Below are 18,497 nucleotides of genomic sequence, written 5' to 3'. Positions count from 1 at the left end.
TCTATGGGGTTTTTTTAGCTGCATACATAGAAAGGCGCTGGCGTGCCACCGTTCGAATACCTCTTGCTCATTGATCCTGATGCTGAACAAACGCTCCGAAAACGAACAGATCTTGCGCAAGGTTCCATCCAAGGGGAAGAATTGCGCAGGTTTTTAAGAATGCCAGTGTTGCGAGTGCAATTTGCCGTGCTGGGCATGGCTTTTTCCTTTTCAGACAGCTGTTTGGTCAGGTCATCCTGAAAAGGAACTGCGGAGTAAAGGCGGCAAATAGATACCACCTTCCAGTTTGTTCAGGACTGGAAGGTGGTTTGACTCAACGCTGTTCTTCCGGCTTTTTCTTCAACTTCGGGTTCGGGAAGAACTGCACGGGCTGAACCTTGGCATCCGGCACCTTCAGGGCGGAGGTGTTTACCCGGGTGCCCAGCTCCTTGGGCACCGACAGACCCTGTTCATTCAGCGTGTCGGAATAACCGCAGGCCACGCACTCGCGATGCGGGACCTCGTCTTCGTTCCACATCATCAACTTGTCCGGCGTGCTACACGCCGGGCAGACAGCCCCGGCGATAAAGCGTTTTTTCGTGATCACAGGACCCTCACTCATGCGGCTGTGACCTCACTCAGGCCACTGTGGCGCAAGAGTGCGTCAATCGATGGTGGCCGTCCCCGGAAATCGACGAACAGCACCATCGGCTCCTGGGAGCCGCCGCGTGCCAGGATCGCCTCGCGGAACGCGCGACCGGTGTCGGCGTTGAGCACGCCGTCTTCTTCGAATTTCGAGAAGGCGTCGGCCGAGAGCACTTCAGCCCATTTGTAGCTGTAATAGCCTGCCGCGTAACCGCCGGCGAAGATATGCGCAAAGCTGTTGGGGAAACGGTTATAGGCCGGCGGGCGCATCACCGAGACCTCGTCGCGCACACCTTCGAGCACTTGCAGCACGCTGCGGCCGTCGCCATGGGTGGCATGCAGTTCGAAGTCGAATAAGGAGAATTCAAGCTGGCGGACCATCATCAGGCCGGACTGGAAGTTCTTCGCCGCGAGCATTTTTTCCAACAGGTCCTGAGGCAGTGGCTCGCCAGTTTCGTAATGACCTGAAATCAGCGCCAGACCTTCCGGCTCCCAGCACCAGTTCTCCATGAACTGGCTTGGCAGCTCGACCGCATCCCAGGCTACGCCGTTGATGCCGGATACGCCGGCGTGCTCGACCCGGGTCAGCAGGTGATGCAAGCCGTGACCGAATTCGTGGAATAGCGTAGTCACCTCATCGTGGGTCAGCAGGGCCGGCTTGCCGCTGTCGGCCGGGGTGAAGTTGCACACCAGATTGGCCACCGGACTCTGCAAAACGCCTTCTGCGGTGCGGCGACGATCACGGGCGCCGTCCATCCAGGCACCGCCGCGTTTGTTGGCGCGGGCGTAGAGGTCAAAAAAGAAGCGACCGACATGCTGGCCGTTTTCCTTGATTTCGAACAGGCGAACATCGGGGTGCCAGGTGTCGAAATCTTTCTGCTCGGCGATTTCGATGCCATACAGACGCTGGACGATGGCGAACAGGCCGCTCAACACCTTGTCGATCGGGAAGTAGGCGCGAAGGGCTTCCTGAGCGACGCTGTAGCGCTGCTCGCGAAGTTTTTCGCCGTAGAAACCGCTGTCCCAGCTTTGCAGGTCCGGGCAGCCTTGTTCGGCGGCATAGGCTTTGAGCTGTTGCAGATCCTGGGCGGCGAAAGGCTTGCTGCGCTTGGCCAGATCGCGCAGGAAACTGATGACCTGATCGCTGGATTCGGCCATTTTGGTGGCCAGGCTCAACTCCGAAAAGCTGGCGAAACCCAGGAGTCTGGCCAGTTCCTGACGCAGGTCGAGGATTTCTTCCATGATCGGGCCGTTATCGTTCTGACCGGCATTCGGGCCTTGGTCCGACGCACGGGTGCAGTAGGCCGCGTAGACTTCTTCGCGCAGGCTGCGATCCTGGGCGTAGGTCATTACTGCGTAGTAGCTCGGGAATTCCAGAGTGATCAGCCAGCCATCCAGGTCTTTGGCCTGAGCCGCGGCGACCATTTGTGCCTTGGCCGAATCGGTCAGGCCGGCGAGGGTAGCTTCGTCAGTGACGTGCCTGGTCCAGGCCTGGGTGGCGTCGAGCAACTGGTTGGAGAAGCGGCTGCCGAGCTCCGACAATTTGCTCTGCACTTCGGCGTACCGCTTTTGCTGGGCTTCAGGCAGATCGATACCCGACAGACGGAAGTCACGCAGGGAGTGTTCCAGGATCGTTTTCTGCGCCACGTCGAAGCCGGCGGCTTCCGGGCTGTTGGCAAGGGCTTCGAAAGCCTCGAACAGTTCGCGATTCTGGCCAAGCTCGGTGGAATAGGCGCTCAACGCGGGCAGGCAGGACTCGTAGGCTTCACGCAGTTCTGGACTGTTGCACACCGCATTCAGGTGGCTGACGGGGCTCCAGGCCGCGCCGAGGCGATCGTTGAGCTCGTCCATTGCCAGCACAAGGCCGGCCCAGGTCGGTTGTTTGCCCTCGGTTTTGAGGATCTCGATAATGGCGGCGCGGTTGTCAGCCAGGATCTGTTCAATGGCCGGTTGCACGTGCTCGGCACGGATCGCCGAGAACGGCGGCAGGTCGTAGGGCTGCAAAAGAGGGTTGTTCACGCTCACGGTTGGCACCTTGGCTGGAAGAAACATCGCACCATCTTAATTACAATCGACGTCGACCGCAGCTATCAGCAAAAGAGAGAGAGCCTATCGTGACCCTTCGCAAGTATCAGAACCACACGCCGCTGCTTGGCAAAGGCGCTTTTGTCGACCGATCGGCGGTGGTGATCGGCGACGTCGAAATCGGCGAAGACAGTTCGGTCTGGCCGCTGACAGTGATCCGTGGCGACATGCATCGCATCCGTGTGGGCGCGCGTACCAGCGTTCAGGACGGCTGTGTGCTGCACATCACCCATGCGGGCCCGTTCAACCCCGATGGCTTCCCGTTGTTGATCGGCGAGGACGTGACCATCGCGCATAAAGTCATGCTCCACGGGTGCACCGTAGGTAGCCGGGTCCTGATCGGGATGGGTAGCATCGTGATGGATGGCGCGGTGGTGGAAGATGACGTCATCATCGGCGCCGGCAGCCTGGTACCGCCCGGCAAGCGCCTGCAAAGCGGTTTCCTCTACGTGGGCAGCCCGGTGAAACAGATCCGAACGCTGACCGTGAAGGAAAAAGCCTTTTTTACCTATAGCGCGGCGAATTACGTAAAGCTCAAGGACCTGCATCTGGCCGAAGGCTACGACCAGATCTAAGTGCCTGTTAACGGAAAGCGTCCCGCCATTGCCCAGGAATCTTCATGCATTACCAGACCGTTTTATTCGACCTTGATGGCACCCTGACCGATCCGCGCGAGGGCATTACCCGTTCGATCCAGTTTGCCCTGAGCAAATTGGGGGTCGATGAACCCGATCTGACCAAACTCGAACACTTTATCGGCCCGCCGTTATTGCAGGCGTTCATGCAGTTTTACGATTTCGACGAGCCCAAGGCCTGGGAAGCGGTCAACTTCTATCGCGAACGCTTCAAGGTCACCGGCCTTTACGAGAACCGAGTCTTCGACGGCGTCACGCCGTTGCTGGAAACCCTCGGCGGACAGGGGCGAGCGCTGTACATCGCGACGTCAAAACCCTGGATCTTCGCCAGGGAAATCGCCAGGCACTTCGACTTTGCGAAACACTTCAAGGTGATCTACGGCAGCGAACTGGACGGGACCCGTACAAATAAAGTCGAGCTGATCGCTCATCTGCTGGCCGAAGAAGGCCTGGATCCGGGCAACACCTTGATGATCGGCGATCGTAAACACGACCTGATCGGCGCGCGGAGCAATGGTCTGGATGCCGCGGCGGTGGGCTATGGTTTTGGCAGCCGTGTAGAGCTGATTGCCGAAGCGCCGGCCTATCACTTCGAAACGCTGGATGAGTTGCATCAGGCATTTTTGCAGCGGTAGTTAAATTGCCTTCGCCGGCTTGCCGGCGAAGAGGCTCGTTCAGCCACTGAAGCTTTATGATTTAGCCAAACCCTCCAACGCCGCCTTGCGCTTTTCAGCCGGCAGAGCCCCCAGCTTCTCGGCTGCGGCATAAAACTTCACCCAGTCCCCGCCTTCCTGCCGGAACAATCCGGCAAACGCCGCCACCCATTGGTCATACAACCCAAACGGCAATAGCCGGGCATTGCTCATCGGCGCATTGATCCAGGTATCGTAGCGATGGTCCCCAGCCCATTGGGTGTCACGCAGCAGTCGATACTCACCGCGCAAGCGCTCGAACGTTACCGCCTTGCGATGACGCATCTGGTCGGCGGGCAGTGGCAGGGCGTACAGCCATTCGAGCTGCCGGCGAGTGTCCAGGATCAACTGAAGGAATTGCTCGCGTCGCTTCATCTGTACGCCGTCTTCCGGCGCCAGGCCTCGGACTGCGCGCCATTGGCGAGTGCCTTCCTGTTCGACGAAAGAGGCGAAAGACTCGTTGAACTCGGTGTCGTCCTTCACATACAGGCGCTGATGCGCCAGTTCGTGAAAGATCAAAGTCGCCAGCCGCTCGTCGCCCCAACCCATCATTGAACTGATGATCGGATCGTTGAACCAGCCGAGCGTCGAATAGGCCTCGACACCGCCGATTGACACGTCCATACCTTGCAGTCGTTGCAAGGCCGCTTCGCCGCGGGCCGCGCTCTGACTGTAGTAACCGCGATAGGCAACGCATCCGGCAATGGGGAAACAATGGTTTTGCGGCGTCAGGGAAAACTCCGGCGTGGCAAATACATTCCAGACTACGAACGGCCGACCAATGTCAGCGTAAAGACGATAGCTCTGGTTGTCCGGCAGGTGCAGATGTTGGCTGGCGAATGTCCTGGCCTTCTGTGATTGAGCCAGTCGCGCACGCAATTGCTGATCGCGACCGGGATCGGCAATCACGCTGGAAACCGGCTCCCGCGCCCGTAGCAGTTGTAGCTGACCACTGACCAATTGGCCGTAATAGCTGACGCTGGCGCAACCGTTGAGCAACAAAAACAACACGCCCGGAAACAAAATGCGTAAAACGCGATCAAGTAACCCAAGGCTTGGAAGCGGCCTGATCAAAATGAATCATCCCAGGAGAGTCTGCCCACAAGACTATCCTGCCTGACTGGAGCTCCGCTATGCGCACGTTGATGCTGACAGGAAGCCTGTTGTTACTGACAGGTTGTGCCGGGTTCGGATTACCTCGCCATGATCCGGCCCAAGCGTGGATCGACCTGGATTCAAAGCAAGAAGATACAGCACTGCAAGCGCTGGAAGTCGATGACAAAACCGCTGCCGACAAGCGCTACTTCGAGGTCCATCCCGGTAGCCATGAGCTGACGGTGCGTTACCAGTTTCCGGTTCAGCCAACCAACATCGGTCCCGACGCCGAACCGCTGTGGCGTGATTGTCAGTTGAACGTGAAATTCAAGGATTTCAACGCAGGCCAGCGGTATCAGCTGCAAGCGGGGAATATCGGTTTCCGGCCGTGGGCAAAGCTCTATGATCAACAGCGAAAAGTGATTGGCCAAGGGACACCGGCTGGCTGCCAACGCACCTGATCGGCGTTATGCTGAAGGCCCCCATCCAAGGGAATTCATCATGCGCAGGTCAATGCTATTACTGGCTGCAAGTGTCGTTGCCGGCTGCCAGAGCCCATTGCCGGAGGTAAATCCGCAGATGGCCTGGGTCGAATTTTCGACACCGTTCCCCAACGACAAGTTGTTGATGGCTGAACGATTGGACAAGCAGCGATTGCGCGACGGGCGTTTTTTCCAGGTTACCCCCGGCAGCCATGAGCTGATCGTTCGATTCGACTTCGAAGTGCCTGGAGGGGGTGGGGGCTTGAGTATGATGAGCGGTCCCACGGAACGGTTGTGTTACCTGACCATCCGTTACGATCATTTCGAAGCCGGTCAGCGTTATGTGCTGGAAGGCCGTTCGATCGCGTTCACTCCCGGTGCTCGCCTGTACAACGCCAAGCGTGAAATCGTCGCTGAAGACCGAGAGTCCTATTGCCTCATGTGAGGTGAATCAGCGGTCGTTCTTCTGATAGATGATTTTCCTTGTGCCGCCTGCGCACGAGCCAACGACCATGTTCTGATCGTGCACTTCATCGTTGGTGACAATTTCCAGGGTGTAGGACGAGACGTTATTGGCCTGTATTTTGGCCTCGATCTCGGCCTTGAGTTCTTCACATGATTTCGGTGCCGCGAAGGCCGATGTGGCCAGCGCAGTACAGATAATCGCCAAGGCAATACGTTTCATGGTTGAAGCTCCTTCGAAGGCAGCGCGCACATCGATGCGTTTTTACTGCTGTCATTTATTCGACCACATTTTCGCCAGTCAGACTTGTGTCAGCACGAAAAAAACGCAGCCTCCGCCAGCTCCTACAGATTCACTCAACCCCTGTAGGAGCTGCCGAAGGCTGCGATCTTTTGTCATGCAACAGAGATCTAGCCGACCAGCGTCGCATCCAGGCTGATCTTCGCATTCAGCACCTTGGACACCGGGCAACCTTCCTTGGCCTTGTTGCTCAATTCCTCGAACTGCGCCTGAGTCGCTCCGGGGATTTTAGCCTTGAGGATCAGTTTCACCGCCGTGATCGCAAAGCCACCTTCCACCTGGTCCAGCGTGACCTCGGCATTGGTATCGATGCTGTCAGCCTTGAGACCGGCATCGCCGAGAATCATTGAAAACGCCATGGAAAAGCAGCCCGCGTGTGCCGCACCGATCAGCTCTTCCGGGTTGGTGCCCTTGCCGCCTTCGAAACGCGCCTTGAAGCCGTAGGGTGCTTCTCTGAGTACACCGGTTTCGGTGGAAATCGAACCGATGCCGGTTTTCAGGTCGCCTTCCCAATGAGCCGATGCTTTTTTCGTGATAGCCATGTCTGCCTCCTCAAGATCCGGCGCGAATCGTCGCGCCTTCGTGGTTTTCGGTTGCTAGGGTTCTGAGGATAGACGGTGGTGCAAAGTTCATCGCATTCTAATTTGATGCCTCATTTTGCAGGAATTCCAACCGTGCTATTGAAACTCGGGTATATGCCCTCATTGCATGAAGCACGCTTATGGATTCGGCAGGTTTTCGTTTGTAAGAAAAACCTGCACCCTCAATTGGAGAAGCAGACTTATGAAACGACTGTCCGATATCAAGTTCTCGACCCTCGATCTGGTGCCTGTGCGAGAGAATGGCAGTGCAGCCCAGTCGCTGCGCAATTCCCTGGACCTGGCGCAGCACGTCGAAAAGTTCGGCTACAACCGCTTCTGGGTTGCTGAACACCACAATATGGATGGCATCGCCAGTTCAGCGACCTCGGTACTGCTGGGTTATCTGGCCGGCGGCACTACGACCATTCGAGTCGGCTCGGGCGGTGTGATGTTGCCCAACCACGCACCGCTGGTCATCGCGGAGCAGTTCGGCACGCTTGAAAGTCTGTACCCGGGCCGGATCGATCTGGGCCTGGGCCGCGCTCCCGGTTCCGATCAAATGACTGCTCGCGCGTTGCGCCGTGAGCGCTCCGGAAGCGCCGACGAGTTTCCCGAAGACGTGACCGAACTGATGCGCTACCTCGGCCCACGTACCCCAGACCAGCGAATTATCGCGATGCCGGGTACCGGCACCAACGTTCCGGTCTGGTTACTCGGTTCGAGCCTGTTCAGTGCCCAACTGGCCGGTGAGCGCGGTTTGCCCTACGCCTTCGCCTCCCATTTCGCACCGCGCTTCATGCATGAGGCAATTCGCGTCTATCGCAACCACTTCAAGCCTTCCGCGGTATTGGACAAGCCCTACGTGATGCTCGGCGTACCCTTGGTAGCCGCCGACACCGACGAACAGGCCGACTATCTGGCGACTTCGGTCTACCAGCGGATTCTTGCGTTGATGCGTGGCCAAAGCCTGGTGCAACGGCCACCAGTGAAAACCATGGACGGCCTGTGGCTGCCGCATGAGAAGGAAGCGGTAGGCGATTTCCTCGGCCTGGCCATGGTCGGCAGCCCGCAGAAGATTCGCGCCAAACTGGAGGTGCTGATCGAGCAGACCCAGGCGGATGAGCTGATTTTTACCTGTGACCTCTACGAACATGCCGATCGTGTGCATTCCTATGAGCTGTTGGCGCAGGTCATGAAAGGCTGACGTTCGAGCGGCGCCTACAAAAAAGCCGACGTCATTGCGTCGGCTTTCCTATTTTTCGTGGGCATCAGCTATCTCTTGTAGACAATTTCCTTGGTACCCTTCTCACACGTGCCGACGACTTTCCCATCAGCACCAGTGCCTTTATCGACGATTTCCAGGGAATAACCAGCAACACCCTTGGCATCAAGTTTTGCGGCGATCTCGGCTTTCAGTTCTTCACATGACTTGCCATGAGCGAAGGCTGTACTCCCAAGGGTCAGCAAAACTACCACTAAAATAAACTTCTTCATCTGTCGCATTCTCTGGTCGGATCAATAGGGGGCATCCGGCTATCAGCCGGATGTTCTTGTGTAGCGCATTGCCAATCCCTATGGCACTCGGCCAGCGAGCCAGTTCAGAAGACTAGCTCAAACTCAGCTGCTCGCAATCCGGAACCCGACCTTGAGCGTGACCTGGAAATGGGCAGCCTTACCGTCCTTGATGTGCCCGCGGGTTTCGGTTACCTCGAACCATTCCATGTACTTGAGGCTTTTATTTGCTTCGGCCAAGGCGTTGTTGATGGCGTCTTCGATGCTGCTGGCGGATGAGCCGACCAGCTCGACTTTCTTGTAGGTGTGATGATCTGTCATGGCGTTCTCCTCAGGGTTTGATTACAGCCTAGCAGTGATTTTCTTATTACTTCTGTCGGCTAATACGACGTTGAAGTTCAGATTTACTGCACTTTCTCGAACCGCTGAAGTCCCAACCAACACACGCAACTCAACCAATGCAGGAGAGCCACCATGGCCACCACTTCTTTACGTAAAGCCTCATTGCAAAGCATGGAAGCCGAGATCGAGAGTTTGCTCAAGTCTCTGGAAAGCCTTAAGGACGACGCCTCGGACGAGTCGCGTAAAACCCTTAAAGTGTTGAAAACGAACGCCGAAAACGCGCTGAAGCATTCGCGCCATCTGCTCAGCGATGCGTACGAAGAAGTTAAAGTCAAAACCCGCGAAACCGGAATCGCCACACGGGACTACGCCCAGGAACACCCTTGGACTACCGCGGGTGTGGCTGTGGGTGCGCTGGGTTTGCTCGCAGCTTATCTGCTGTTCAAACGAGGCGAATGATCGGTTTGGCGCAGTTCGTTCTTTAGCCACTGCGCCAACTGCCTGGCGCGCCCGTCCGCGGCGCGCTTGGGTAGCCACAACGCCAGTTGCGCCGGGGTTTCGCTGAAGCCCCAGGGCGCGACCAGGCGGCCGGCCTTCAAGTCCTCGGCCACCAGCGGTTCAGGGGCAATCGCCACGCCCAGCCCCGCTACTGCCGCTTCCAGCAAGTAATACAGATGCTCGAACCCCTGACCTGATTTCAACGCTTTGGCGTCGATTCCATTTTGTTGCGCCCAGCTGGGCCATGCTTGCGGGCGAGAGGTGGTGTGCAGCAATGGCTCGTCCAGCAGCGCTGTGGCCGGTGCTTCTCGCAGTCTTTCGTAACCGGCGAATCGCGGGCTCATCACCGGGCCGATCCGCTCGCTGGCCAACTCGTAGACCTGCATGTCCGCCGGCCAGGGTGGCTCGGCAAACACCAGCAGGGCATCGAGCCCCGGCCGACGAGGATCGAGATCGCCTTCTCCGGCCGATAGATGCAAGCGCAGATCCGGCAAGTCTGAATTCAGTCTTCCCAGGCGCGGAATGAACCAGCGTGCCAGCAAGCTGCCCGAGCAGCCAAGTACGAACGGCGCATCAGCGGTGCTTTGCGTCAGCTCTGCGCAGACCGTACGCAAACGCTCGAACGCTTCAGCGCTGGCATCACGCAATCGAATCCCGGCATCTGTGAGTTTAAGGCCGCGTCCTTCCTTGACGAAAAGGCTCACCCCGAGGTGCTCTTCGAGTACTTTGAGTTGACGGCTGACCGCGCCATGGGTGACGTGCAACTGTTCCGCGGCCTGACTGACGCTGTTCAGGCGGGCAGTGGCTTCGAAAGCGCGAAGTGCGTTCAGCGGGGGAAGGTCATGGCTCATGGTATCTGTGAGTTTTCCTGACAGGTTATGGCAATCTTATCGGTTTTCAGCCAGAGGTGTGAGGGGTAGAGTTAAGCCCATTGTCATCTCACGCATTCAACTGGAGCGACCCATGACCCAGACTAATCTGCGCAACGGCCCCGACGCCAACGGCCTGTTCGGCGCGTTCGGCGGGCGCTACGTCGCTGAAACCCTGATGCCGTTGATTCTTGACCTGGCCCGTGAATACGAAGCGGCCAAGGAAGATCCTGCATTCAAAGAGGAATTGGCCTACTTCCAGCGCGACTATGTCGGTCGTCCAAGCCCGCTTTATTTCGCTGAGCGTCTGACCGAGTTCTGCGGTGGCGCAAAGATTTACCTGAAGCGCGAAGAGCTCAATCACACCGGCGCGCACAAGATCAACAACTGCATCGGCCAGATCCTGCTGGCACGGCGCATGGGCAAGAAGCGCATCATTGCCGAGACCGGTGCCGGCATGCACGGCGTGGCGACGGCCACCGTGGCCGCTCGTTTCGGCCTCGATTGCGTGATCTACATGGGCACCACCGACATCGAGCGCCAGCAAGCCAACGTGTTTCGCATGAAGCTGTTGGGCGCTGAAGTGATTCCGGTAGTGGCCGGGACCGGCACCCTTAAGGATGCAATGAACGAAGCGCTGCGTGACTGGGTCACCAATGTCGACAGCACGTTCTACCTGATCGGCACCGTCGCCGGTCCGCATCCTTACCCGGCGATGGTTCGCGACTTTCAGGCCGTCATCGGCAAGGAAACCCGTGACCAGCTGCAAGCCCAGGAAGGTCGTCTGCCGGACAGCCTGGTGGCGTGCATCGGTGGTGGTTCCAATGCCATGGGCCTGTTCCACCCGTTCCTGGACGACAACAGCGTCGAAATCATCGGCGTCGAAGCCGCCGGTCACGGCATCGAAACCGGTAAGCACGCCGCCAGCCTCAACGGTGGCGTGCCGGGTGTACTCCACGGTAACCGGACGTTCCTGTTGCAGGACGACGATGGCCAGATCATCGACGCCCACTCGATTTCCGCCGGCCTCGACTATCCGGGCATCGGCCCGGAACACGCCTGGTTGCATGACATCGGCCGCGTCCAGTACACCTCGGTAACCGACGACGAAGCCCTCGATGCGTTCCACAAATGCTGCCGCCTGGAAGGGATCATTCCGGCGCTGGAAAGCGCTCATGCCCTGGCCGAAGTGTTCAAGCGCGCTCCGACCTTGCCCAAAGATCACCTGATGGTGGTCAACCTGTCCGGTCGTGGCGACAAAGACATGCAAACCGTGATGCACCACATGGAACACTCTCAAAAAGAGCAGTCTCAACAAGAACAGTCCAAGCAGGAGAAACACTGATGAGCCGCCTGCAAACGCGTTTTGCCGAACTCAAGGAACAGAACCGTGCCGCCCTGGTGACCTTTGTGACCGCCGGCGACCCGAGCTACGACACTTCCCTGGCGATTCTCAAAGGCTTGCCCGGTGCTGGCGCCGACGTGATCGAGCTGGGCATGCCTTTCACTGATCCGATGGCCGATGGCCCGGCGATCCAGTTGGCCAACATTCGTGCCTTGGGCGCCAAACAAAACCTGGCGAAAACCCTGCAGATGGTTCGCGAGTTCCGCGAAGGCAATACCGACACACCGCTGGTGCTGATGGGTTACTTCAACCCGATTCACAAGTACGGCGTACTGCGCTTTATTGCCGATGCCAAAGAAGCCGGCGTGGATGGGCTGATCGTGGTCGACCTGCCACCCGAGCATAACGGCGAACTGTGCGACCCGGCCCAGGTTGCCGGTCTGGACTTTATCCGGCTGACCACGCCGACCACCGATGACGTGCGTCTGCCAACCGTTCTGAACGGCAGTTCCGGCTTCGTTTACTACGTCTCCGTTGCCGGTGTGACCGGCGCGGGCGCGGCGACGCTGGAACATGTCGAAGAAGCGGTTGCCCGCTTGCGTCGCCACACCGATCTGCCGATCAGCATCGGTTTCGGCATCCGTACACCGGAGCAAGCGGCTGCCATCGCTCGCCTGGCGGATGGTGTGGTGGTGGGCTCGGCGTTGATCGATCATATCGCCGATGCCACGACGCCGGCCCAGGCGGTCGATGGCGTGTTGAGCCTGTGCGCGGCCCTTGCCGACGGCGTGCGAAAGGCCCGCGTTAGCTGAAGGTAATGTGCCTCAAGGCAACTCCAGCCCTCCCGACGCTTTGTGCAATTTTCTCAAATGTTCGCCAACCTGCTTCAGGTTGGCTTCATTGGCGGCCATCTCGGCCGCCCGGCTCGGTTCGAGCAGCGCCCTCACTTCCTTGTCCAGATCGCCGGTCAGCGCTTGAAGCTGTTTCTGCCGCAGGCTGCTTTCCGATTCCAGGCGTTGCCATTCATTTGGCTGCGGCAAACCATAACCGCCCGTACCGAGCAGCTCTGCCGGTCGGCTGAGGAAGCCACTGTTGGCGAGAATCTGCTGCAGGGTCGCGTTGGCTTTGTCCATGCCACCGTTCTTCAATTCCCGGGCGCCCAGATAGCGCTGTTTTACTTCGTCCTGGGCCAATACCAACTGTTGGCGGAAGGCGGCTTGCTCCAGTAACAGCAATGCCGCACTGGTGCGCAAGTCGGCCCGGTCAATCCATTGCCGGCGTTCGTCGGCTTTCAATGCCAGCCAGTCTTCAACTTTCTCCTGCTTGATCGGCAAGTGCTTTTTTAGCACTTCGAACATCGCTTGATAACGATCGCGGAAGGAGTCAAAGCGATAGCCCAGGCGCAGCGCTTCGCGGGGATCGTCCAGCACGCTGGTATCCGCCAGTCCACGACCCTTGAGCACTTCCAGCAATCCGTTGGGCATGATGCTGTCCAGCCCGACCAGCTGTGCATTGTTGGTGCCGCTGCGCAACAGTTTCAGGCCTTCTACCGCACAGTTATTGGACAGGAAGAAATAGTTGCCATCGTAGCTCCAGTGCATCTCGGCGGCGTGTTCCACCACGTTCTCGATTTCGTTGCGTGAAAGGTTCAGCGGCACCGAGGCCAGGCTGCGCAATTCGGTCTTGGTGTATTCATCAATCACCTGAGCCAGCGGCAGGACAAACAGGCGCGACGGGTATTTACCCACCAGGCCGTCCCAGCTCGACAGCTGTACATCACCGACAAAGGCGCGGTAGGACAGCACCAGATGCTGATCCAGATCCAGCCGGCAATCCGGTCCGCGTGGTCGACCGGGGGCGCAGATCACCAGGCGCAACATGCTGTGGCCCCAGCGGCTGACCCAATTCTGATTGGCTTCGGCAAGCAGATAGTCGACGGCGTACACCCGTTCCGGGTCGACCTGGCCCAGAGGTTGTTTGGCGAAGTCGTTGCCGGCGTTGAGGAATGCAAAGGATTTGCCGCAGGTATCTTTGGCGGCGGGCGCCCAGCCGAAATGTTCCTGATAGTAGCGGTACAGCGCAGGACGGCGGCAAGCGTAGCTCGGGTCGAGGAGGAAATACTCCATGTTGACCGCAACGAACTCCTTGGGACTGCTCGTCTCGTAGATGTCCGGGCTGCGGGCAATTTGTCGATTGTATTGTTCGCGCTCGCCACGGCGGCCGACGTACTGCGGCCAGCCGGCGAGGTCGAGTAGCCGCGGGTCGTCGCTGAGGGTAAAGCGTCGATCGGCCTGACCGCGGCATTCGTCGGGCATGCCGATCAGCCCCGAACTGCTGATACGACGGGTGCAGCGCTGAATCAGGGTGCGTTCGGCGTCGGGCCACAGGCGCGCCCGGTCATAGATGTGAGTGATTTCGTGCAACACCGTGGCCAGCAATTCCCTGCGCACAGTGCCGTGGGGGCGATAGGTTTTTTTCGTCGCAGCGCTGCCATCGGTGAGGCCGGCGAGCAAGTTGCGGTTCAAGTCGAGTTCGGACACCAGGGATGCCTGACCGTAGGCGTCGCCTGGCATCTCATCGGTCCAGCCGACATCGATTTTGCGGTCGAGTTGCTCGATGAAGCGCGGCGGCAATGCCTGCATGGCTTCATCGAGCAGCGCCTGACTGGCCTGCTGTTGTGCGGGGCTCAACCCTTGGGTCTTGAGCTGTAATTGCAGGCCAGCCTGGGCCGTGTTGCCAAGCAGCAACAGGACCCCGGCCAACAGCCAGGCACCAAGCGACATCACAGTGCGAGGATGGCTTCGGCGAGCACCAGGTCACTGGCGTCCCGGGCTTCCGGCACGCGGGTGCGCAATGTGTCGAAGGCAGCTTCCAGGTGTGCTCCACGAATTTCACCTTCGCTGGCAACGAAGCTGGCGGCATCGTCGTGGGCTTCGCGGATGATTTTCGAATCGCGAATGGACGTGGTGGTGTCTGATGTGAAATCAATGGTGCGCCGGGAGGCATCGATGATGATGTTACTGGTGGCGACCAAGGTGTGCGCCTGGGTCACATCGGCCAACAACAACAGGCCAAGGGCAGCAGCAATCAGGGGGCTACGCATGGAACGACTCCGCAGATAAGGATAACTATTGGACGAGAATTGCCTGCGCCAGTTCAAGGTCGCTTGCATGAAGTTTCGGTTGGGTGCTGCGCAGGTAGACCAGGGCAGCCTCCAGTTGCGCGCCCCGCAGTTTGCCGTCACTGGCAACGAACGCAGCAGCGTCATCCTGTGCGGCGAGCAGCAACTTGCGGTCGAAGGGAGCGGCGGACACCATGGTGGTGGCGTAGCCGGTGACGACGATGCCTTGTGTCGACAGGTTGAAGGCGTCGTAGGCATGGGCCGGGCCCACCCAGCAAGCTGTCGCAAACAACGGAGTGATCAACAGATTTGAAAGAAAACGCATGAGGCTCGGTAGCTGAAAGCGAGTCTCAAGGCTAGCGCAACGCCCGGTCTAGAGCCAGCCTTGAAACATTGGGACACTACGCGAGTGTCCCAAGTGAGCGACGTCGCTTAGATCGTCAGTATGGCCTGGGCCAGCTGCGCATCCGTGGCACTCAGTTGAGGCGCCTGTTGACGGATGTGGTCGAGGGCGCTTTCCAGTTTCACCCCACGGATGGCGCCTTCACTGGCCACGAAGCTGGCGGCGTCGTCGCGGGCAGCACGCACGATCTTGTCATCGCGGAAGGAAGAAGTGACATCGGAGGTCGCATCGGACGTGGCCTTGAGTGCGCCGACGACGGCATCGGTGGTCACGATGAAGCTGGTGGCGTGGGCATTGGCGGCCACGGCAAGCAGGGCTGCAGCGCTGAGCAAGCGAAGACGGGACATGATGTAACTCCTTGGTGAACCGATTGGGAGATGGCGCAGTGTCTGAAGATCAGACGCCTGTGATACCGCGTTCGCCACGTTCTGGTTAGATATTAGGCTGTCAGGGATGGATTCGAACAGCCCATAGTAGAAACGATAGGTGTAGGAGTTGCCGAAGGCTGCGATCTTTTTGATCTTGTATGCCAGATCAAAGATCGCCGCCTTCGACAGCTCCTGCAAAGTGTATCGGTTAATATTATATTAATAGTAACTGTACTGGTATTGCTTTTCTACGTCCTGAAACGACAAAACCCGTCGCGGTTTCCCACGACGGGTCTTGTTTATTCAATTCGGGTTGCTGGCGGTGGACCCTGAGGGTCAGAGCCAGCGACGCTACTTAGCGCCAGAACGGCTTGCTCAGCTCTTCGTAGCGTTGCGATTCGCTGATACCGGCGTCAGCCAGCAGACGCGAATCCAGACGAGCCAATTGATGGCGGCTGGAGATGCGGCGCTGCCACAACATCAGGTTGGCGAGAACGCGCAACGGCATGGAAGTCTGGGTTTTTGCGCTGGTGTCTTCGAAGAACAGTTCGGAACTGAGTGTACGTTCCATGGTAAGCATCCTTCCGCTCGTGGCGGGATTAGGTAGTGGTTTAACTGATGCCAATGATCCTCTTGTTTGGCCAGTCCCTGTAGATACAGTTCACCTGTATTGTGAGGGACCAGTTAACTGTTAATAGGCAGTGTACTGGTCGAAATTGAGGCAACTGTACCTATCTGCACTAATATGGTGCATATTTGCACTTTTGGTATGGAAAGGTAAGGGAAAACTGTAGGAAAAGACCGGTACAGCAGTACAGTTTTAAACACATAATGGCTTGGCAATAGCGGGCTGGCGAAACTGTCATTGCGTCAGCCGCTATCTGTAACCCGTCAGACCGCAAGCATGCGCCCGGTTTCTTCGAGGTTCATGTGCCAGCTCAGTGCATCGCGCAGGATATGCGGGGTATGGCCACCCAATGCGCATGCAGCTGTGAAGTAATCATCCAGCGCCTGGCGATAATCCGGGTGCACGCAGTTGTCGATGATGACGCGAGCCCGCTCCCGCGGTGCCAGGCCGCGCAGGTCGGCCAGCCCGACCTCGGTGACGAGGATGTCGACGTCATGCTCGGTGTGGTCGACGTGGCTGACCATGGGCACCACGCTGGAGATTGCGCCGCCCTTGGCGATCGACTTGGTAACGAAGATTGCCAGGTGCGCGTTACGCGCGAAGTCGCCTGAGCCGCCGATCCCGTTCATCATCCGCGTGCCGCAGACATGGGTGGAGTTGACGTTGCCGTACAAGTCGAATTCCAGCGCGGTGTTGACGCCGATGATGCCCAGTCGACGCACCACTTCCGGGTGGTTGGAGATTTCCTGCGGGCGCAGGACCAGTTTGTCCTTGTAGCGCTCCAGGTTGCCGAAAACGTCGGTATTGCGACGCGCCGACAACGTGATCGAACTGCCGGACGCAAAGCTCAGTTTGCCGGCGTCTATCAGGTCGAAGGTCGAGTCCTGCAGCACTTCGGAGTACATGGTGAGGTCTTCGAAGGGCGAGTCGATCAAACCGCACATCACCGAATTGGCGATGGTGCCAATCCCGGCTTGCAGCGGGCCAAGCTTGTTGGTCATGCGTCCGGCTGCCACTTCCTGCTTGAAGAAGTCGATCAGATGGTCGGCGATAGCCTGGGTATCGACGTCCGGCGGCAACACGGTGGAAGGCGAGTCGGACTGATTGGTAATTACGATGGCAACGATCTTTTCCGCCGGGATCGGGATGGCGGTGCTGCCGATCCGGTCGTCAACCTTCACCAGCGGAATCGGTGTGCGAGTCGGGCGATAGGTCGGAATATAGATGTCGTGCAGACCTTCCAGATTCGGGTTGTGTGCCAGGTTGATTTCAACGATGACCTGTTTGGCGAAAATCGCGAAGCTGGCCGAATTGCCGACTGAAGTGGTCGGCACGATGTGGCCTTGCTCGGTGATCGCCACGGCCTCGATCACCGCGATATCCGGAAGCTTGAGCTGCTGGTTGCGTAGCTGCTCCACGGTTTCCGAAAGATGCTGGTCGATGAACATCACTTCGCCAGCGTTGATCGCCTTGCGCAGCGTGCTATCGACCTGGAATGGCATGCGTCGCGACAGCACCCCGGCTTCGGTGAGTTGTTTGTCGAGGTCGTTGCCCAGGCTCGCGCCCGTCATCAGGGTGATTTTCAGCGGGGTCAGCTTGGCGCGTTCGGCCAATGCATGGGGCACGGCCTTGGCTTCGCCGGCGCGAGTGAAACCACTCATGCCGACGGTCATGCCGTCCTCAATCAGAGCGGCTGCGTCAGCGGCGCTCATCACTTTGTCCAACAACGAAGGCAAGCGAATACGATCACGGTACATGGAGGTTTATCTCGGGCAACGAAAGCAAGGTGTGCAGTCTAGTGATTTGAAAAAAATCCGTCCCGCTACCATGGTCGAATGCCGACCCCTGATTTAGAGCCTTTGGTCGGGTTGGCGGATCATTTCAACGGCAATAAAAAACCCCAGCCTGATAAGGGCCGGGGTTTTGGGTATTGCGTTGAAGCAGCTATTACTCGACGGCTTTGACCATGTCTTCGATGACTTTCTTGGCGTCGCCGAAGACCATCATGGTCTTGTCGAGGTAGAACAGTTCGTTGTCCAGGCCGGCATAGCCGCTGGCCATGGAGCGCTTGTTGACGATGATGGTCTTGGCCTTGAACGCTTCGAGAATCGGCATGCCGGCAATCGGCGACTTCGGATCGTTCTTCGCCGCCGGGTTGACCACGTCGTTGGCGCCCAGTACCAGCACCACGTCGGCCTGGCCGAACTCGGAGTTGATGTCTTCCATCTCGAACACCTGGTCGTAAGGCACTTCGGCCTCGGCCAGCAGCACGTTCATGTGGCCCGGCATACGGCCGGCAACCGGGTGGATCGCGTACTTCACGGTCACGCCGCGATGGGTCAGCTTCTCGGTCAGCTCTTTCAGCGCGTGCTGCGCCCGGGCGACCGCCAGGCCGTAGCCCGGAACGATGATCACGGTGTCGGCGTTGGTCAGCAGGAAGGTCGCGTCGTCAGC

General features: G+C 58.4%; 23 protein-coding genes. 8 read left to right on the top strand and 15 right to left on the bottom strand.

Annotation, left to right across the window (positions count from 1 at the left end; all coding sequences use genetic code 11):
• Window positions 1–313 precede the first annotated feature (313 nt).
• Together J2W17_RS12760 and prlC are read right to left on the bottom strand one after the other, a co-directional pair.
• Complete coding sequence (locus J2W17_RS12760) at window positions 314–601, bottom strand: YheV family putative zinc ribbon protein (RefSeq protein ID WP_307334183.1); 288 nt, start codon at window positions 599–601, stop codon at window positions 314–316.
• A complete protein-coding gene (gene prlC, locus J2W17_RS12755) occupies window positions 598–2,676 on the bottom strand; it encodes an oligopeptidase A (RefSeq protein WP_307334180.1) in 2,079 nt (692 codons plus the stop codon). Before prlC ends, J2W17_RS12760 begins: the two co-directional genes overlap by 4 nt.
• Before the next feature lie 62 nt (window positions 2,677–2,738).
• On the opposite strand from prlC, the gene J2W17_RS12750 reads away from it, so the two are divergent.
• Window positions 2,739–3,284, top strand: a complete 546-nt coding sequence (locus tag J2W17_RS12750) for a gamma carbonic anhydrase family protein (RefSeq protein WP_307334178.1) — start codon at window positions 2,739–2,741, stop codon at window positions 3,282–3,284.
• A gap of 44 nt (window positions 3,285–3,328) precedes the next feature.
• Window positions 3,329–3,979 carry an HAD family hydrolase gene (locus J2W17_RS12745; RefSeq protein ID WP_307334175.1) on the top strand — a complete coding sequence of 217 codons (651 nt, stop codon included), beginning with the start codon at window positions 3,329–3,331 and terminating at the stop codon, window positions 3,977–3,979.
• A gap of 54 nt (window positions 3,980–4,033) precedes the next feature.
• On the opposite strand, the gene J2W17_RS12740 is transcribed toward J2W17_RS12745, so the two are convergent.
• Entirely contained in the window at window positions 4,034–5,110 is a 1,077-nt protein-coding gene (locus J2W17_RS12740) for an aminopeptidase (RefSeq protein ID WP_307334172.1), read from the bottom strand.
• A gap of 59 nt (window positions 5,111–5,169) precedes the next feature.
• On the opposite strand from J2W17_RS12740, the gene J2W17_RS12735 reads away from it, so the two are divergent.
• Both J2W17_RS12735 and J2W17_RS12730 read left to right on the top strand, forming a co-directional pair.
• Window positions 5,170–5,592 carry a PA0061/PA0062 family lipoprotein gene (locus tag J2W17_RS12735; protein WP_307334168.1) on the top strand — a complete coding sequence of 141 codons (423 nt, stop codon included), beginning with the start codon at window positions 5,170–5,172 and terminating at the stop codon, window positions 5,590–5,592.
• 40 nt (window positions 5,593–5,632) lie between these two features.
• A complete protein-coding gene (locus tag J2W17_RS12730; RefSeq protein ID WP_307334165.1) occupies window positions 5,633–6,058 on the top strand; it encodes a PA0061/PA0062 family lipoprotein in 426 nt (141 codons plus the stop codon).
• A gap of 6 nt (window positions 6,059–6,064) precedes the next feature.
• Here J2W17_RS12730 and J2W17_RS12725 read toward each other — a convergent pair whose 3' ends face one another.
• Together J2W17_RS12725 and J2W17_RS12720 are read right to left on the bottom strand one after the other, a co-directional pair.
• A complete protein-coding gene (locus J2W17_RS12725) occupies window positions 6,065–6,298 on the bottom strand; it encodes a DUF1161 domain-containing protein (RefSeq protein WP_307334163.1) in 234 nt (77 codons plus the stop codon).
• Between the two features lie 188 nt (window positions 6,299–6,486).
• Window positions 6,487–6,918 carry an OsmC family protein gene (locus J2W17_RS12720; RefSeq protein ID WP_307334160.1) on the bottom strand — a complete coding sequence of 144 codons (432 nt, stop codon included), beginning with the start codon at window positions 6,916–6,918 and terminating at the stop codon, window positions 6,487–6,489.
• A 241-nt stretch (window positions 6,919–7,159) separates the two neighbouring features.
• On the opposite strand from J2W17_RS12720, the gene J2W17_RS12715 reads away from it, so the two are divergent.
• Window positions 7,160–8,161: an LLM class flavin-dependent oxidoreductase gene (locus J2W17_RS12715; protein ID WP_307334157.1), complete on the top strand. Its 1,002-nt coding sequence runs from the start codon at window positions 7,160–7,162 to the stop codon at window positions 8,159–8,161.
• 68 nt (window positions 8,162–8,229) lie between these two features.
• Here J2W17_RS12715 and J2W17_RS12710 read toward each other — a convergent pair whose 3' ends face one another.
• Together J2W17_RS12710 and J2W17_RS12705 are read right to left on the bottom strand one after the other, a co-directional pair.
• Complete coding sequence (locus tag J2W17_RS12710) at window positions 8,230–8,451, bottom strand: DUF1161 domain-containing protein (RefSeq protein ID WP_307334154.1); 222 nt, start codon at window positions 8,449–8,451, stop codon at window positions 8,230–8,232.
• 123 nt (window positions 8,452–8,574) lie between these two features.
• A complete protein-coding gene (locus tag J2W17_RS12705; RefSeq protein ID WP_064675281.1) occupies window positions 8,575–8,790 on the bottom strand; it encodes a dodecin in 216 nt (71 codons plus the stop codon).
• Between the two features lie 153 nt (window positions 8,791–8,943).
• On the opposite strand from J2W17_RS12705, the gene J2W17_RS12700 reads away from it, so the two are divergent.
• Window positions 8,944–9,270, top strand: a complete 327-nt coding sequence (locus tag J2W17_RS12700; protein WP_064675282.1) for a DUF883 family protein — start codon at window positions 8,944–8,946, stop codon at window positions 9,268–9,270.
• On the opposite strand, the gene J2W17_RS12695 is transcribed toward J2W17_RS12700, so the two are convergent.
• Entirely contained in the window at window positions 9,243–10,160 is a 918-nt protein-coding gene (locus J2W17_RS12695) for a LysR family transcriptional regulator (RefSeq protein WP_307334145.1), read from the bottom strand. The two genes, J2W17_RS12700 and J2W17_RS12695, sit on opposite strands and share 28 nt — an antisense overlap.
• 112 nt (window positions 10,161–10,272) lie before the next feature.
• Here J2W17_RS12695 and trpB point away from each other — a divergent pair, with 112 nt between their 5' ends.
• Together trpB and trpA are read left to right on the top strand one after the other, a co-directional pair.
• A complete protein-coding gene (gene trpB, locus J2W17_RS12690) occupies window positions 10,273–11,523 on the top strand; it encodes a tryptophan synthase subunit beta (RefSeq protein WP_307334142.1) in 1,251 nt (416 codons plus the stop codon).
• The gene (gene trpA / locus J2W17_RS12685) at window positions 11,523–12,335 is read left to right on the top strand and encodes a tryptophan synthase subunit alpha (RefSeq protein WP_307334139.1); all 813 of its coding nucleotides are present in this window, start codon (window positions 11,523–11,525) and stop codon (window positions 12,333–12,335) included. The genes trpB and trpA overlap by 1 nt, the downstream gene beginning before the upstream one ends.
• A 12-nt stretch (window positions 12,336–12,347) precedes the next feature.
• Here trpA and J2W17_RS12680 read toward each other — a convergent pair whose 3' ends face one another.
• From J2W17_RS12680 to J2W17_RS12650, 7 genes are all read right to left on the bottom strand, one after another.
• Window positions 12,348–14,306: a DUF7844 domain-containing protein gene (locus tag J2W17_RS12680; RefSeq protein ID WP_444965461.1), complete on the bottom strand. Its 1,959-nt coding sequence runs from the start codon at window positions 14,304–14,306 to the stop codon at window positions 12,348–12,350.
• On the bottom strand, window positions 14,306–14,626 hold the full coding sequence (locus J2W17_RS12675) for a DUF2388 domain-containing protein (RefSeq protein WP_307334132.1): 321 nt from the start codon (window positions 14,624–14,626) through the stop codon (window positions 14,306–14,308). The genes J2W17_RS12680 and J2W17_RS12675 overlap by 1 nt, the downstream gene beginning before the upstream one ends.
• A gap of 25 nt (window positions 14,627–14,651) precedes the next feature.
• On the bottom strand, window positions 14,652–14,969 hold the full coding sequence (locus J2W17_RS12670; RefSeq protein WP_307334129.1) for a DUF2388 domain-containing protein: 318 nt from the start codon (window positions 14,967–14,969) through the stop codon (window positions 14,652–14,654).
• A gap of 107 nt (window positions 14,970–15,076) precedes the next feature.
• Window positions 15,077–15,394, bottom strand: a complete 318-nt coding sequence (locus J2W17_RS12665) for a DUF2388 domain-containing protein (RefSeq protein ID WP_064675289.1) — start codon at window positions 15,392–15,394, stop codon at window positions 15,077–15,079.
• Window positions 15,395–15,770: 376 nt separating this feature from the next.
• Window positions 15,771–15,986, bottom strand: coding sequence for a DUF1127 domain-containing protein (locus tag J2W17_RS12660; protein ID WP_307334124.1), 216 nt, complete (start codon window positions 15,984–15,986; stop codon window positions 15,771–15,773).
• Window positions 15,987–16,306: 320 nt separating this feature from the next.
• Window positions 16,307–17,800 carry an acetyl-CoA hydrolase/transferase family protein gene (locus J2W17_RS12655; RefSeq protein ID WP_307334121.1) on the bottom strand — a complete coding sequence of 498 codons (1,494 nt, stop codon included), beginning with the start codon at window positions 17,798–17,800 and terminating at the stop codon, window positions 16,307–16,309.
• A 190-nt stretch (window positions 17,801–17,990) separates the two neighbouring features.
• Window positions 17,991–18,497 (bottom strand): NAD(P)(+) transhydrogenase (Re/Si-specific) subunit beta (locus J2W17_RS12650; RefSeq protein WP_307334118.1); only part of this gene is annotated, 507 nt, incomplete at its 5' end.

The sequence above is a fragment of the Pseudomonas lini genome (assembly GCF_030812475.1).
GTDB lineage: Bacteria > Pseudomonadota > Gammaproteobacteria > Pseudomonadales > Pseudomonadaceae > Aquipseudomonas > Aquipseudomonas lini_A.
The sequence above is the reverse complement of the archived record's forward strand: the minus strand, read 5'-3'. Positions and strand labels throughout refer to the sequence as shown.

Excerpts from the sequence above, each read along its gene's own strand:
- J2W17_RS12760 (WP_307334183.1), bottom strand. The coding sequence starts at position 601 with ATGAGTGAGGGTCCTGTGATCACGAAAAAACGCTTTATCGCCGGGGCT.
- prlC (WP_307334180.1), bottom strand. The coding sequence starts at position 2,676 with ATGTTTCTTCCAGCCAAGGTGCCAACCGTGAGCGTGAACAACCCTCTT.
- J2W17_RS12745 (WP_307334175.1), top strand. The coding sequence starts at position 3,329 with ATGCATTACCAGACCGTTTTATTCGACCTTGATGGCACCCTGACCGAT.
- J2W17_RS12735 (WP_307334168.1), top strand. The coding sequence starts at position 5,170 with ATGCGCACGTTGATGCTGACAGGAAGCCTGTTGTTACTGACAGGTTGT.
- J2W17_RS12730 (WP_307334165.1), top strand. The coding sequence starts at position 5,633 with ATGCGCAGGTCAATGCTATTACTGGCTGCAAGTGTCGTTGCCGGCTGC.
- J2W17_RS12725 (WP_307334163.1), bottom strand. The coding sequence starts at position 6,298 with ATGAAACGTATTGCCTTGGCGATTATCTGTACTGCGCTGGCCACATCG.
- J2W17_RS12720 (WP_307334160.1), bottom strand. The coding sequence starts at position 6,918 with ATGGCTATCACGAAAAAAGCATCGGCTCATTGGGAAGGCGACCTGAAA.
- J2W17_RS12715 (WP_307334157.1), top strand. The coding sequence starts at position 7,160 with ATGAAACGACTGTCCGATATCAAGTTCTCGACCCTCGATCTGGTGCCT.
- J2W17_RS12710 (WP_307334154.1), bottom strand. The coding sequence starts at position 8,451 with ATGAAGAAGTTTATTTTAGTGGTAGTTTTGCTGACCCTTGGGAGTACA.
- J2W17_RS12705 (WP_064675281.1), bottom strand. The coding sequence starts at position 8,790 with ATGACAGATCATCACACCTACAAGAAAGTCGAGCTGGTCGGCTCATCC.
- J2W17_RS12700 (WP_064675282.1), top strand. The coding sequence starts at position 8,944 with ATGGCCACCACTTCTTTACGTAAAGCCTCATTGCAAAGCATGGAAGCC.
- J2W17_RS12695 (WP_307334145.1), bottom strand. The coding sequence starts at position 10,160 with ATGAGCCATGACCTTCCCCCGCTGAACGCACTTCGCGCTTTCGAAGCC.
- trpB (WP_307334142.1), top strand. The coding sequence starts at position 10,273 with ATGACCCAGACTAATCTGCGCAACGGCCCCGACGCCAACGGCCTGTTC.
- trpA (WP_307334139.1), top strand. The coding sequence starts at position 11,523 with ATGAGCCGCCTGCAAACGCGTTTTGCCGAACTCAAGGAACAGAACCGT.
- J2W17_RS12680 (WP_444965461.1), bottom strand. The coding sequence starts at position 14,306 with ATGTCGCTTGGTGCCTGGCTGTTGGCCGGGGTCCTGTTGCTGCTTGGC.
- J2W17_RS12675 (WP_307334132.1), bottom strand. The coding sequence starts at position 14,626 with ATGCGTAGCCCCCTGATTGCTGCTGCCCTTGGCCTGTTGTTGTTGGCC.
- J2W17_RS12670 (WP_307334129.1), bottom strand. The coding sequence starts at position 14,969 with ATGCGTTTTCTTTCAAATCTGTTGATCACTCCGTTGTTTGCGACAGCT.
- J2W17_RS12665 (WP_064675289.1), bottom strand. The coding sequence starts at position 15,394 with ATGTCCCGTCTTCGCTTGCTCAGCGCTGCAGCCCTGCTTGCCGTGGCC.
- J2W17_RS12660 (WP_307334124.1), bottom strand. The coding sequence starts at position 15,986 with ATGGAACGTACACTCAGTTCCGAACTGTTCTTCGAAGACACCAGCGCA.
- J2W17_RS12655 (WP_307334121.1), bottom strand. The coding sequence starts at position 17,800 with ATGTACCGTGATCGTATTCGCTTGCCTTCGTTGTTGGACAAAGTGATG.